We start from the raw sequence: 13735 nt of genomic DNA, 5'->3' as shown, positions 1-13735 counted from the left end.
CTTTTGATCTTGCTTTTTAAGATCAAGATCAAAAGATCGCAGCCTGCGGCAGCTCCTACAGGGGGTTGTGTGAGTTAGAACGAGTCGCCTGGCACGCGGACAAAACCTTCCATCAACACCCGCGCACTGCGGCTCATGATGGCCTTTTTCACGGTCCACTCACCGTTCACCTGGCTGGCCTCGGCGCCGACGCGCAAGGTGCCTGAAGGGTGACCGAAGCGCACCGCATTGCGTTCTACACCGCCTGCCGCGAGGTTCACCAGCGTCCCGGAAATCGCTGCTGCCGTGCCGATGGCGACTGCCGCCGTGCCCATCATCGCGTGGTGCAACTTACCCATGGACAGCGCGCGCACCAGCAGGTCGACATCGCCCGCCGCAACCGCTTTGCCGCTCGACGACACGTAGTCCGCAGGCTTGGCGACGAACGCCACCTTCGGCGTGTGCTGGCGCTTGGCCGCTTCGTCGATGTTGGAGATCAGGCCCATGCGCAGTGCGCCGTAGGCACGAATGGTTTCGAACATCAGCAATGCTTTTGGATCGCCGTTGATCGCGCCCTGCAACTCAGTGCCCTTGTAGCCGATGTCTTCGGCATTGACGAAAATGGTCGGGATGCCCGCGTTGATCAAGGTTGCCTTCAAGGTCCCGACGCCAGGCACTTCCAGGTCATCCACCAGATTGCCGGTAGGGAACATCGAACCCCCACCGCCCTCTTCCTCTGCTGCCGGATCGAGGAATTCGACCTGCACTTCCGCCGCTGGAAAGGTCACGCCGTCGAGTTCGAAATCGCCGGTTTCCTGCACTTCACCGTTGGTGATCGGCACGTGGGCGATGATGGTCTTGCCGATGTTGGCTTGCCATACGCGTACCACGGCGATGCCGTTGTGCGGGATGCGGCTGGCGTCCACCAGGCCATTGCTGATGGCGAACGAGCCGACTGCAGCGGTCAGGTTGCCGCAATTGCCACTCCAGTCGACGAATGGTTTGTCGATCGACACTTGGCCGAACAGGTAGTCGACGTCGTGATCGGCCTTGGTGCTTTTCGACAGGATCACGGTTTTGCTGGTACTGGACGTCGCGCCGCCCATGCCGTCGATTTGCTTGTCGTAGGGATCGGGGCTGCCGATCACGCGCAGCAGCAATGCATCGCGAGCCGGGCCTGGGACCTGTGCCGCTTCGGGCAGGTCCTTGAGGCTGAAGAACACGCCTTTGCTGGTGCCGCCGCGCATGTAGGTGGCGGGAATTTTGATTTGCGGTGCGTGAGACATGAGTGCTCCTTCAAAACAGACACGGGACTCAAAGTCCCGTGTCCATGCAGCGTGTGTTAAACGGCAACCGCCGATTCTTCGAGGAAGTCCTGGGCAAAGCGTTGCAGCACTCCACCGGCCTCGTAGATCGACACTTCCTCAGCGGTGTCGAGGCGGCAGGTCACCGGCACATCGACGCGCTCGCCGTTCTTGCGATGGATCACCAGCGTCAGCTCGGCACGTGGGGTGCGATCGCCGATCACGTCGTAGGTTTCGCTGCCGTCGATGGCCAGGGTGTGACGGTTGGTGCCCGGTTTGAACTCCAGTGGCAACACGCCCATGCCCACCAGGTTGGTGCGGTGGATACGTTCGAAACCTTCGGCCGCGATCGCTTCCACACCCGCCAGCCGCACGCCTTTGGCTGCCCAGTCGCGGGATGAACCCTGACCGTAGTCGGCACCCGCGATAATAATCAGCGGCTGCTTGCGATCCATGTAGGTCTCAATGGCTTCCCACATGCGCATCACTTTGCCTTCCGGCTCGACACGGGCCAGGGAGCCCTGCTTGACCTTGCCGTTTTCCACAACCATTTCGTTGAACAGTTTCGGGTTGGCGAAGGTCGCGCGCTGCGCCGTCAAATGGTCGCCCCGATGAGTCGCGTAGGAGTTGAAGTCCTCTTCCGGCAGGCCCATTTTCGCCAGGTATTCGCCAGCGGCGCTGTCGAGCATGATCGCGTTCGACGGCGACAGGTGATCGGTGGTGATGTTGTCCGGCAGCACCGCCAGCGGGCGCATGCCCTTGAGCGGACGCGCGCCGGCCAGTGCGCCTTCCCAGTACGGCGGACGGCGGATGTAGGTGCTCATCTCGCGCCAGTCGTACAACGGCGCGACTTTCGGGCCGGTGTCTTCGTGGATGGCGAACATCGGGATGTAGACCTGGCGGAACTGCTCCGGCTTCACCGAGGCTTTTACCACCGCGTCGATTTCTTCGTCGCTCGGCCAGATGTCCTTCAGGCGGATTTCCTTGCCGTCGACCACGCCCAGCACGTCTTTTTCGATGTCGAAACGAATGGTGCCGGCAATTGCGTAAGCGACCACCAATGGCGGCGAAGCCAGGAACGCTTGCTTGGCGTACGGGTGAATCCGCCCGTCGAAGTTGCGGTTGCCCGAAAGCACGGCGGTGGCGTACAGGTCGCGGTCGATGATCTCTTGCTGGATCACCGGGTCCAGTGCGCCGGACATGCCATTACAGGTGGTGCAGGCGAAGGCCACGACGCCGAAACCAAGCTGCTCCAGCTCATCGGTCAGGCCGGCTTCGTCGAGGTACAGGGCGACGGTTTTCGAGCCCGGTGCCAGGGACGACTTGACCCATGGCTTGCGGGTCAGGCCCAGCTTGTTGGCGTTGCGCGCCAGCAGGCCGGCAGCGATCACGTTGCGCGGGTTGCTGGTGTTGGTGCAGCTGGTGATGGCGGCGATGATCACCGCACCGTCCGGCATTTGGCCGGGTACATCGTCCCACTGACCGGAAATGCCTTTGGCCGCCAGGTCCGACACCGCCACACGGGCGTGCGGGTTGCTCGGGCCGGCCATGTTGCGCACCACCGAGGACAGGTCGAAGGTCAGGCCGCGCTCGTATTGCGCGCCTTTCAGGCTGTCGGCCCACAGGCCCGTGGTCTTGGCGTAGTTCTCGACCAGCTGCACCTGATCGTCTTCACGGCCGGTGAGCTTGAGGTAGTCGATGGTTTGCTGGTCGATGTAGAACATCGCCGCGGTGGCACCGTATTCCGGGGCCATGTTGGAGATGGTCGCGCGGTCGCCCAGGGTCAGGGCCGCGGCGCCTTCGCCGAAGAACTCCAGCCAGGCACCGACGACTTTTTGCTTGCGCAGGAACTCGGTCAGCGCCAGCACCATGTCGGTGGCGGTGATGCCCGGCTGCAGTTTGCCGGTGAGCTCGACGCCGACGCTTTCCGGCAGGCGCATCCAGGAGGCGCGGCCGAGCATTACGCTTTCCGCTTCCAGGCCACCGACACCGATGGCGATCACGCCCAGCGCATCGACGTGCGGGGTGTGGCTGTCGGTGCCGACGCAAGTATCAGGGAACGCCACGCCGTCGCGCACCTGGATCACCGGAGACATTTTCTCCAGGTTGATCTGGTGCATGATGCCGTTGCCCGGCGGGATCACGTCGACGTTCTTGAACGCCTTCTTGGTCCAGTTGATGAAGTGGAAACGGTCTTCGTTACGACGGTCTTCGATGGCGCGGTTCTTCTCGAACGCCTCCGGATCGAAACCACCGCGCTCGACGGCCAGGGAGTGGTCGACGATCAGTTGGGTTGGCACCACCGGGTTGACTTGCGCCGGGTCGCCGCCTTGCAGAGCGATAGCGTCACGCAGGCCGGCGAGGTCGACCAGCGCGGTCTGGCCAAGAATGTCGTGGCACACCACACGAGCCGGAAACCAGGGGAAATCGAGGTCGCGCTTGCGCTCGATGAATTGCTTCAGGGATTCGGTCAGCGTGGCCGGGTCACAGCGACGCACCAGGTTTTCCGCCAGCACGCGGGAGGTGTACGGCAGGGTGTCATAGGCGCCGGGCTGGATGGCCTCGACCGCCGCGCGGACGTCGAAGTAATCCAGGTGGCTGCCGGGCAGCGATTTACGGAATTCTGTGTTCATCGGTCAGGACTCGGTCACGGTAGTTTCAAAGGGTGGGGCCTGGTACTTGGCTCGAATTCAACCCGATCCCTGTAGGAGCCGAGCTTGCTCGCGATAGCGGTGTAACAGTCGACATCATTGTTGAATGTCAGTCCGTCATCGCGAGCAAGCTCGGCTCCTACAGGTTCCGGGTGATCAGGCCTCCACCATTCAGCGTTGTTCGATTGGCACGAACTTGCGCTGTTCAACGCCGACGTATTCGGCGCTCGGACGGATAATGCGGTTGTTGGCACGCTGTTCGTACACGTGGGCCGCCCAGCCGGTCAGGCGTGAGCAGACGAAGATCGGTGTGAACAACTTGGTCGGGATGCCCATGAAGTGGTACGCCGAGGCATGGTAGAAGTCGGCGTTAGGGAACAGCTTCTTCTGCTCCCACATGGTCTTGTCGATGGCTTCGGAGACCGGGAACAGCACTTTATCGCCCACTTCGTCGGCGAGTTTTTTCGACCAGCCCTTGATCACCTCGTTGCGCGGGTCGCTGTCCTTATAGATCGCGTGGCCGAAGCCCATGATCTTGTCCTTGCGCTCGAGCATGCCGAGGGTGCCCTTGATCGCATCTTCCGGCGAGCTGAAGCGCTCGATCATTTCCATCGCCGCTTCGTTGGCGCCACCATGCAACGGACCGCGCAGCGAGCCAATGGCCGCGGTGATGCACGAATACAGGTCGGACAGGGTCGAGGCACACACGCGCGCGGTGAAGGTCGAGGCGTTGAATTCGTGCTCCGCGTAGAGGATCAGCGAAACGTTCATCACCTTGACGTGCAGCTCGCTCGGCTTCTTGCCGTGCAGCAGGTGCAGGAAGTGACCACCGATGGATGGTTCGTCGCTAACGCATTCAATGCGCTTGCCTTCGTGGCTGAAGCGATACCAGTAGGTCATGATCGCCGGGAATGCAGCCAGCAGGCGGTCAGTCTTGTCGTGCTGCTCGGAGAAGTCTTTCTCTGGCTCCAGGTTGCCCAGGAACGAGCAGCCGGTGCGCATCACGTCCATCGGGTGGGCGTCGGCGGGGATGCGTTCCAGCACTTCCTTGAGCGCTTGCGGCAGGTCACGCAGCTTGCTCAGTTTGCTGATGTAAGCGGCCAGTTGTGCCTTGGTCGGCAGTTCACCGTACAGCAGCAGGTAAGCGACTTCTTCGAATTGTGCGTCAGCCGCCAGTTCGCGTACGTCATAGCCGCGATAGGTCAGGCCTGCGCCCGACTGGCCCACGGTGGACAGAGCGGTTTGCCCGGCAACCTGGCCACGGAGCCCGGCGCCACTGAGTACTTTTGCTTCGGCCATTTCTGCCTCCAGTTTTTAATTTTGTTAGGGAATCGGCAAATTGTGCTTCATCAGGTTATTCGGGTGATGCCGAAAAGATCGCAGCCTCGTTGCACTCGACAGCTCCTACAGAGGATCACGGCCGAGGTAGGAGCTGCCGAAGGCTGCGATCTTTTGATCTTCATTTTTTCGCGGCGAACAACGCATCGAGCTTCTGCTCGAAGGTGTGGTAGTCGATGCGATCGTAAAGCTCCATGCGGGTCTGCATGGTGTCGATGACATTCGCCTGCGTGCCATCGCGACGGATCGCGGTGTAGACATTTTCCGCAGCCTTGTTCATGGCGCGGAAGGCCGACAGCGGGTACAGCACCAGCGACACGTCCGCAGCGGCGAGTTGCTCGGTGGTGTACAGCGGCGTCGCGCCGAATTCGGTGATGTTGGCCAGGATCGGCGCTTTCACACGGCTGGCGAACAGTTTGTACATCTCGAGTTCGGTGATGGCTTCCGGGAACACCATGTCGGCGCCGGCCTCGATGCACGCGGCGGCGCGATCCAGTGCCGATTCCAGGCCTTCCACTGCCAGGGCGTCGGTACGGGCCATGATCACGAAGCTGTCATCGGTACGGGCATCGACGGCCGCCTTGATGCGATCGACCATTTCCTGCTGGGTCACGATTTCCTTATTAGGACGGTGACCGCAACGCTTGGCGCCAACCTGGTCTTCGATGTGAATCGCCGCCGCGCCGAACTTGATCATCGACTTGACGGTACGGGCGACGTTGAACGCCGAGGAACCGAAACCGGTGTCCACATCCACCAGCAGCGGAAGGTCGCAGACGTCGGTGATGCGACGCACGTCGGTCAGCACGTCATCCAGGCCGGTGATGCCCAGGTCCGGCACGCCCAGGGAGCCAGCAGCCACCCCGCCACCCGACAGGTAGATCGCCTTGAAACCGGCACGCTTGGCCAGCAGGGCGTGGTTGGCGTTGATGGCGCCGACCACTTGCAATGGATGCTCGCTGGCGACCGCATCGCGGAAACGCTGGCCTGGAGTGCTCTTGTTCAAACTCATGACTCACCTCGTTTGGCTGTCGGGTTAGCGCCGTCCTGGTAATGACGGGCGATGTTGCGTTTGGAGGCGCCGATGTGACGGCGCATCAACAACTCGGCCAGTTCACCGTCACGGTCGGCGATGGCATCGAGAATTCGGTGGTGCTCGGCAAAGGCCTGGTGCGGGCGATTGGGCGTGGTGGAAAACTGGATGCGGTACATGCGCACCAATTGATACAGCTCGCCGCAGAGCATTTGCGTCAGGGTGCGGTTTCCGCTGCCCTGGATAATCCGGTAGTGGAAGTCGAAATCGCCTTCCTGCTGGTAGTAGCCGCGGCCAGCCTGGAAGGCCTCATCGCGTTCGTGGGTTTCAAGGACCCGGCGCAGCTCATCGATTTCCTCGACGCTCATGCGCTCGGCGGCCAGGCGACAGGCCATGCCTTCGAGGGATTCGCGGATTTCGTAGAGCTCCACCAGCTCGGCATGGTTGAGCGACACCACCCGTGCTCCGACGTGTGGCACGCGCACCAGCAGGCGTTGGCCTTCCAGGCGGTGGATGGCTTCGCGCAACGGGCCACGGCTGATGCCGTAGGTACGGGCCAGCTCGGGCTCGGAGATTTTGCTGCCCGGGGCGATCTCACCCTTGACGATGGCCGCTTGAATGCGTCGGAAGACGTTTTCGGAAAGCGTTTCCGAGTCATCCTGAACGGTAAGCGGGGGAGCCAGTTGATCCAGCATATTGTCGACACCTTGAAAGCCAGTGCGGCAAAAATTAACCAAAACTGCCGCCACAGTCAAAGGATAATTAGATATTGTCGACAATCGTCTAATAACCTCCTGCACCATAACAAAGCAGTGCCCTCGATTCACAGCCGCCCGCCAGCGCTGGCGCCATCAACCTGCCGTGCTAGAATGCCGCCCGCATTTGTTTGTGACATCTGCACGGCTTGTCATAAATAGCTGATAGGCATACGAGGAGCTTGCGCAGCGATGCCAGGGTCTTGAATTAAAGAACAGACCGCTGCGCACCAGGATTTATGAGACTCAAGCCCTTCCCGATCTTCCTTTTTCTTCTTTGCCTGCCCGGGTTCGCTGCTGCCGGGGACAAGACCGTGTACGGCCTCAATGAATATGCTTCGTTGGGCGGCATCGACCTCGAAGTGGCCGCCAAACTCGACACCGGGGCAAAAACCGCATCCTTGAGCGCCCGCGACATCAAGCGCTTCAAACGCAATGGCGAGTCCTGGGTGCGCTTCTACCTGGCCATCGACACCGCCCATTCGCACCCGATCGAACGACCGCTGGCCCGCGTCAGCAAGATCAAACGCCGGGCCGGTGACTACGACCCGGAAGAGGGCAAGAAGTACACTGCCCGACCGGTGATCGAGCTGGATATCTGCATGGGTTCAGCTTTACGTAGCATCGAAGTGAACCTGACCGACCGTAGCGCGTTCCAATACCCGCTATTGATCGGCTCCGAAGCACTCAAACGCTTCGATGCGCTGGTCGACCCCAGTCTTAAATACGCTGCCGGCAAACCCGCCTGCGCCGCCGACGCTCATACCGCCGAGTAATTTAAATGCGCTCTCTTACCCTTCATCTGAAAATGTTGATCGCCATCCTGGTGGTATTGGGCATTTCAGTCACGGCCTACCAGATCTTCGTACTCGGCATTCCCGTGACGGAAGACGCCACCGACGACTTGTGGAACATCGACGCCAAGGTCGAGTTCGTCGCCAGTGCCAAGGACCCAGTCAAGATCCAGATGTTCGTGCCACCGTTGAGCCGCGATTACGTGAGTCTCAACGAAAGCTTTATTTCAAATAATTACGGCGTGGCCGTGAACCGAGTCGACGGCAACCGCAAGGTCACGTGGTCGGCGCGCCGGGCCAAAGGCAACCAGACCCTTTATTACCGCCTGGTGTTGACCAAGCGCTACACCGCCGAAAAAGCCAAGATCAAAGGGCCGACCTTCCGCGACAGCATTGCCGTGGAAGGCCCTGAAAAACTCGCCGCCGAAGCGCTGCTGGCGCCGATTCGCCAACACTCGGCCGACGTCGAGACCTTCATCAGCGAAGCGATCAAGCGGGTCAACAACAGCAACGACGACAACGCCAAGATGCTCCTGGCCGGCGACCCGACACCGGCCCACAAGGCGAAGATCGTCGAACTGCTGCTGTCCATCGCCCACGTGCCGGTGGAAAAGGTCCACACCATTCGCCTGGTGGCCGACCAGCCGCAAACCCCGGAACTCTGGCTGCGCAGCTTCAATGGCACCGACTGGCTGTACTTCAACCCGGAAACCGGCGAACAGGGCCTGCCGACCGACCGCCTGCTGTGGTGGACCGGCGACGAAAACCTGATCACCGTGGATGGCGGCAAGAAGGCCACTGTGACCTTCAGCATGAACAACAGCGAGATGAACGCCATTCGCCTGGCCAAGCTGACCGACGAGAACACCGACGCCAATTTCCTCGAGTACTCGCTGTACGGCTTGCCGCTGCAAACCCAGCAGACCTTCATGATCATGGTGATGATCCCGATCGGCGTGCTGGTGATCCTGGTCCTGCGCAACCTGATCGGCCTGCAGACCCTCGGCACCTTTACCCCGGTGCTGATCGCCCTGGCCTTCCGCGAGACCCAGCTCGGCTTCGGTATCGTGCTGTTTACCATCATCACGGCGCTGGGGCTGTCGCTGCGCTCTTACCTTGAGCACCTGAAACTGCAAATGCTGCCAAGGCTGTCGGTGGTGCTGACGTTCGTCGTGGTGTTGATCGCGGCCATCAGCCTGTTCAGCCATAAGCTCGGCCTGGAGCGCGGGCTGTCGGTGGCGCTGTTCCCGATGGTGATCCTGACCATGACCATCGAACGCCTGTCGATCACCTGGGAGGAACGTGGCGCCAGCCATGCCATGAAAGTGGCAATCGGCACCCTGTTCGCCGCGACGCTGGCGCACCTGATCATGACCATTCCGGAGCTGGTGTACTTCGTGTTCACCTTCCCGGCGATCCTGCTGATCATGGTGGGCTTCATGCTGGCCATGGGTCGCTATCGCGGCTACCGCCTGACCGAGCTGGTGCGTTTCAAGGCTTTCCTGAAGAAGGCTGACGCCTGATGTTCGGCTTTTGGAAGACCTGGAAAGCCCTGGAAGCCCGGGGCATCATGGGCATCAACCGGCGTAACGCGGACTACGTGCTCAAGTACAACAAGCGCAGCCTGTATCCGATCGTCGATGACAAGATCATCACCAAGGAACGTGCCATCGCCGCCGGCATCCATGTGCCGCAACTGTATGGGGTGATATCGACCGAAAAGGAAATCGACAAGCTCGACGAGATCATCGACGGGCACACCGATTTCGTGATCAAGCCGGCCCAAGGCGCCGGCGGCGATGGCATCATTGTCATCGCCGACCGCTTCGAGGGCCGCTATCGCACGGTGTCCGGCAAGATCGTCGGCCACGAAGAGCTCGAGCACCATATTTCCAGCATCCTGACCGGCCTGTATTCCCTGGGCGGGCATCGCGACCGTGCACTGATCGAATACCGGGTGATCCCGGACCAGATCTTCAAGAGCATCAGCTATGAAGGTGTGCCGGACATCCGCATCATCGTGTTGATGGGGTATCCGGTCATGGCCATGCTGCGCTTGCCCACCCGTCAGTCCGGCGGCAAGGCCAACTTGCACCAGGGCGCCATCGGCGTAGGTGTCGACCTGGCCACCGGCCTGACCCTGCGCGGCACCTGGCTGAACAACATCATCGCCAAACACCCGGACACCACCAACGCGGTGGATGGCGTGCAACTGCCCTACTGGGACGGTTTCATGAAACTCGCCGCGGGTTGCTATGAACTGTGCGGGCTGGGCTACATCGGTGTCGACATGGTGCTGGACCAGGAGAAAGGCCCACTGATCCTCGAGCTCAACGCCCGACCTGGCTTGAATATCCAGATTGCCAATGATTGCGGCCTGACATTGCGCACCCATGCGGTCGAGGCGCGGCTGGAAGACTTGAAAGCACGCGGCGTCAGCGAAACCGTCGAAGAGCGAGTGGCGTTTGTGCAGGAGATGTTCGGGCATATTCCACCGGTCGAGGGTTGATCCAGAACCCAGGTGTGTCTTTCGCGAGCAGGCTCGCTCCCACAAGTATTGCGCTGAACCCTGTGGGAGCGAGCCTGCTCGCGAATACAATCTGCCAGATTCCACAGTAGCCATGCCTGCCTCCAATCTGCTAATCCCCTCTAGGAGCAATTCCCCGAGGGGACTACAATCGCCACCCCGCCTCGATGGCTGATCCAACCCGCCCATGCTGACCTGCTCCGTACACCCGCTGCCCTATCGCGCCAACCCTGCCGACTACTTCGCGGCCATTCGTCATGCCCCAGGTGCCGTGCTGCTCGACAGCGGCCGCCCCAGCGCCGAGCGCGGGCGCTTTGACTTGCTCAGCGCCTGGCCGCTGGAACAACTGGCCGTAGCGCCTGACGAACGCGGCAGCGATTTCCTGCAACGCCTTCGGGACAATCTGACACGCTTGGGCGAAGCATCGCTGCCTGCACCTTATGAACTGCCGTTTGCGGGCGGCTTGATCGGTTACCTGAGCTACGACTTCGGCCGCCACCTGGAAAACCTGCCGAGCCAGGCCCTGGATGACCTGCAGTTACCCGATGCGCGCTTCGGCCTGTACGATTGGGCGCTGATCAGCGATCACCACCAGGCCACCAGCCAATTGGTGTTTCACCCAACGCTGGCCGACAGCGAGCGCCAACGCCTGATCCAGCTGTTCAGCCAGCCCGCCGCTGAAGCGGTCGAGCCGTTCAAGCTGCAAGCGCCGATGAATGCCGATCTGAACGCTGATCAGTATCGCCAGGCGATCGAGCGCATCCAGCAATACATCCAGGCAGGCGATTGCTATCAGGTCAACTTCGCCCAGCGTTTCCGTGCACCCTGCCAAGGTGATCCATGGACGGCGTATTGCGCGTTGCGACTGGCTTGCCCCACTCCGTTTTCCGGCTTCCAGAGCCTGCCCGACGGCGGCGCGGTGCTGAGCCTGTCACCGGAACGTTTCGTCAAAGTCAGCGAACGCCATGTTGAGACCCGTCCGATCAAAGGCACACGCCCGCGCGGCCTTAGCGCTGCCGAGGACGCGGCGAACGCCGCCGAACTGCTGGCGAGCCCCAAGGACCGTGCGGAAAACCTGATGATCGTCGACCTGTTGCGCAACGACCTCGGTCGCACCTGCCGCACCGGTTCGGTTCGAGTGCCTGAGTTGTTCAGCCTGGAAAGCTACCCCAATGTGCATCACCTGGTGAGCAGCGTGACCGGCGAACTGGCAGATGATCGCGATGCGCTGGACCTGATCGCCGGCAGCTTCCCGGGCGGCTCTATTACCGGTGCGCCGAAAATTCGCTCGATGCAGATCATCGACGAGCTGGAACCCACCCGACGCGGGCTGTACTGCGGTTCATTGCTGTATCTGGACGTGCGCGGCGAGATGGACAGCTCCATCGCCATCCGCAGCCTGTTGGTCAAGGATGGGCAGGTGTGCTGCTGGGGCGGTGGCGGAATCGTCGCCGATTCCGAGTGGCAGGCCGAGTATCAGGAATCGATCACCAAGGTGAAGGTGCTGCTCGATACCCTCCAGAACCTCTAAAAACATCGCGGGCAAGCCCGCTCCCACAGGTTAATGGTTGTTCACAGATTTTGTGACCGACGAAAAAACACTGTGGGAGCGGGCTTGCCCGCGAAGGCGTCCTGAAGAACGACTACAAACTCAAGGTACGATTCGAAGCCTTGATGAACTCCTGCTTCAGCTCTTCAAAGGTATGCACCGCCGGGAACTGCGGGAACTCGGCGATCACATTGTCCGGCGCATGGAACAGAATCCCGGCGTCCGCCTCACCCAGCATCGTGGTGTCGTTGTAGGAATCGCCCGCTGCAATCACCCGGTAGTAGAGGCTCTTGAAGGACAGCACCGACTGGCGCTTGGGATCTTTCTGACGCAGCTGATAGCCCGTCACCCGGCCGGTATCGTCAGTAATCAAACGATGGCAGAGCAAGGTCGGGAAGCCGAGCTGACGCATCAGCGGCTGGGAAAACTCGTAGAAGGTGTCCGACAGAATCACCACCTGGAAGCGCTCGCGCAGCCAATCGACGAACTCGACGGCACCGTCCAGCGGCTTGAGCGTGGCGATCACCTCCTGGATGTCGGCGAGTTTCAGGCCGTGTTCATCGAGAATCCGCAAGCGCTGCTTCATCAGCACGTCATAGTCGGGAATGTCCCGGGTGGTGGCCCTGAGGGATTCGATCCCGGTTTTTTCGGCGAAGGCGATCCATATTTCCGGGACCAGCACACCTTCAAGATCCAGACAGGCAATTTCCACAAGACACTCCCATTGGTATTGTTTATTGAGTCGAGCGAGCCCGAACTCTAGCGACAACTCCCCCACCACGCAACGCAGAGGACGCCCCGGCCAGCGCAGCTTTTTGTTACCATCGGCCCCATATAGAGCGCCCAGCGCCACCGACCTGTAGGAAGCCGCCCTGATGAGCCCAACGTTCGACGTCGTGGAACTCGCCACGACCTATGCCAACAAATCCGCCCAGGACATCCTGAAACTCGCTTTTGCCGAGTTCGGCGATGATCTGTGGATATCTTTCAGCGGCGCCGAGGACGTGGTGCTGGTGGACATGGCCTGGAAGCTGAACAAGAACGTCAAAGTGTTCAGCCTCGACACTGGCCGCTTGCATCCCGAAACCTACCGCTTCATCGATCAGGTGCGCGAGCATTACAAGATCGATATCGAACTGGTGTCCCCGGATCACACCAAGCTTGAACCGTTCGTGAAGGAAAAAGGCCTGTTCAGTTTCTACAAGGACGGCCATGGCGAATGCTGCGGCATCCGCAAGATCGAGCCGCTGCGTCGCAAGCTGTCTGGCGTGAAGGCCTGGGCTACCGGCCAGCGCCGCGACCAGAGCCCTGGCACGCGCAGCGCTGTGGCCGTGATGGAAATAGACACCGCGTTCTCTACCCCGGAACGCACCCTGTACAAGTTCAACCCGCTGGCGCAGATGACCAGCGAGGAAATCTGGGGCTACATCCGGATGCTGGAACTGCCGTACAACAGCCTGCACGAACGCGGGTTCATCAGCATTGGCTGTGAGCCGTGCACCCGCCCGGTACTGCCAAACCAGCACGAGCGTGAAGGTCGCTGGTGGTGGGAAGAGGCCACGCAGAAGGAATGCGGGCTGCATGCCGGCAATATCATCAGCAAGTCATAACAGCGATACCCACCTGTAGGAGCAAGCTCGCTCGCGAAAAACGTGAGAACGCCGCGGTGTATCAGGCACCCTGCGTTATCGTTGAAGACAATCGCGGGCAAGCCAGCTCCCACAGGTGTCAACATCAGCCCTGAAAATGTGTACACACCACTGTCACCATCGGTGTCATTTTTGTGTGCACTTTTTGTTTCTTCG

Annotated in this window: 11 protein-coding genes; 5 read left to right on the top strand and 6 right to left on the bottom strand. The window is 60.7% G+C overall.

Features of this window, described 5'->3' with window-relative positions; translation table 11 throughout:
- Positions 1–74: 74 nt before the first annotated feature.
- From prpF to AC3WWR_RS18130, 5 genes are all read right to left on the bottom strand, one after another.
- On the bottom strand, positions 75–1265 hold the full coding sequence (gene prpF, locus AC3WWR_RS18150; RefSeq protein WP_020800449.1) for a 2-methylaconitate cis-trans isomerase PrpF: 1191 nt from the start codon (positions 1263–1265) through the stop codon (positions 75–77).
- A 56-nt stretch (positions 1266–1321) separates the two neighbouring features.
- On the bottom strand, positions 1322–3916 hold the full coding sequence (gene acnD / locus AC3WWR_RS18145; protein WP_083349588.1) for a Fe/S-dependent 2-methylisocitrate dehydratase AcnD: 2595 nt from the start codon (positions 3914–3916) through the stop codon (positions 1322–1324).
- 189 nt (positions 3917–4105) lie between these two features.
- Complete coding sequence (prpC, locus tag AC3WWR_RS18140) at positions 4106–5233, bottom strand: bifunctional 2-methylcitrate synthase/citrate synthase (RefSeq protein ID WP_432668483.1); 1128 nt, start codon at positions 5231–5233, stop codon at positions 4106–4108.
- A gap of 160 nt (positions 5234–5393) precedes the next feature.
- Positions 5394–6284 carry a methylisocitrate lyase gene (gene prpB / locus AC3WWR_RS18135; protein WP_020800453.1) on the bottom strand — a complete coding sequence of 297 codons (891 nt, stop codon included), beginning with the start codon at positions 6282–6284 and terminating at the stop codon, positions 5394–5396.
- Positions 6281–6997, bottom strand: a complete 717-nt coding sequence (locus AC3WWR_RS18130) for a GntR family transcriptional regulator (protein WP_173667179.1) — start codon at positions 6995–6997, stop codon at positions 6281–6283. The genes prpB and AC3WWR_RS18130 overlap by 4 nt, the downstream gene beginning before the upstream one ends.
- Before the next feature lie 302 nt (positions 6998–7299).
- Between AC3WWR_RS18130 and rloA the strand changes: the two genes are divergently transcribed.
- The 4 genes from rloA to pabB all read left to right on the top strand — a co-directional run bounded on the left by rloA (position 7300) and on the right by pabB (position 11912).
- Positions 7300–7836 carry a retropepsin-like aspartic peptidase RloA gene (gene rloA / locus AC3WWR_RS18125; protein ID WP_020800455.1) on the top strand — a complete coding sequence of 179 codons (537 nt, stop codon included), beginning with the start codon at positions 7300–7302 and terminating at the stop codon, positions 7834–7836.
- A gap of 5 nt (positions 7837–7841) precedes the next feature.
- Positions 7842–9377 carry an osmotic stress tolerance membrane protein RloB gene (gene rloB / locus AC3WWR_RS18120; RefSeq protein WP_033044105.1) on the top strand — a complete coding sequence of 512 codons (1536 nt, stop codon included), beginning with the start codon at positions 7842–7844 and terminating at the stop codon, positions 9375–9377.
- Positions 9377–10363, top strand: a complete 987-nt coding sequence (locus AC3WWR_RS18115; protein WP_020800457.1) for an alpha-L-glutamate ligase-like protein — start codon at positions 9377–9379, stop codon at positions 10361–10363. Before rloB ends, AC3WWR_RS18115 begins: the two co-directional genes overlap by 1 nt.
- 205 nt (positions 10364–10568) lie before the next feature.
- The gene (pabB, locus tag AC3WWR_RS18110) at positions 10569–11912 is read left to right on the top strand and encodes an aminodeoxychorismate synthase component I (protein ID WP_020800458.1); all 1344 of its coding nucleotides are present in this window, start codon (positions 10569–10571) and stop codon (positions 11910–11912) included.
- Between the two features lie 112 nt (positions 11913–12024).
- Here the strand turns inward: pabB and thrH are convergent, their stop codons facing one another.
- Entirely contained in the window at positions 12025–12642 is a 618-nt protein-coding gene (gene thrH, locus AC3WWR_RS18105) for a bifunctional phosphoserine phosphatase/homoserine phosphotransferase ThrH (RefSeq protein WP_020800459.1), read from the bottom strand.
- Positions 12643–12805: 163 nt separating this feature from the next.
- Here thrH and AC3WWR_RS18100 point away from each other — a divergent pair, with 163 nt between their 5' ends.
- Complete coding sequence (locus AC3WWR_RS18100; protein ID WP_033044110.1) at positions 12806–13540, top strand: phosphoadenylyl-sulfate reductase; 735 nt, start codon at positions 12806–12808, stop codon at positions 13538–13540.
- The last annotated feature ends 195 nt before the right edge of the window (positions 13541–13735 follow it).

It is taken from the genome of Pseudomonas sp. EB271-G4-1 (genome assembly GCF_058791355.1).
This window is presented reverse-complemented; position numbering and strand designations above follow the sequence as displayed.

Bases quoted from the DNA above. Each gene is read 5' to 3' on its own strand.
- prpF (WP_020800449.1), bottom strand. From the start codon at position 1,265: ATGTCTCACGCACCGCAAATCAAAATTCCCGCCACCTACATGCGCGGC.
- acnD (WP_083349588.1), bottom strand. From the start codon at position 3,916: ATGAACACAGAATTCCGTAAATCGCTGCCCGGCAGCCACCTGGATTAC.
- prpC (WP_432668483.1), bottom strand. From the start codon at position 5,233: ATGGCCGAAGCAAAAGTACTCAGTGGCGCCGGGCTCCGTGGCCAGGTT.
- prpB (WP_020800453.1), bottom strand. From the start codon at position 6,284: ATGAGTTTGAACAAGAGCACTCCAGGCCAGCGTTTCCGCGATGCGGTC.
- rloA (WP_020800455.1), top strand. From the start codon at position 7,300: ATGAGACTCAAGCCCTTCCCGATCTTCCTTTTTCTTCTTTGCCTGCCC.
- rloB (WP_033044105.1), top strand. From the start codon at position 7,842: ATGCGCTCTCTTACCCTTCATCTGAAAATGTTGATCGCCATCCTGGTG.
- AC3WWR_RS18115 (WP_020800457.1), top strand. From the start codon at position 9,377: ATGTTCGGCTTTTGGAAGACCTGGAAAGCCCTGGAAGCCCGGGGCATC.
- pabB (WP_020800458.1), top strand. From the start codon at position 10,569: ATGCTGACCTGCTCCGTACACCCGCTGCCCTATCGCGCCAACCCTGCC.
- AC3WWR_RS18100 (WP_033044110.1), top strand. From the start codon at position 12,806: ATGAGCCCAACGTTCGACGTCGTGGAACTCGCCACGACCTATGCCAAC.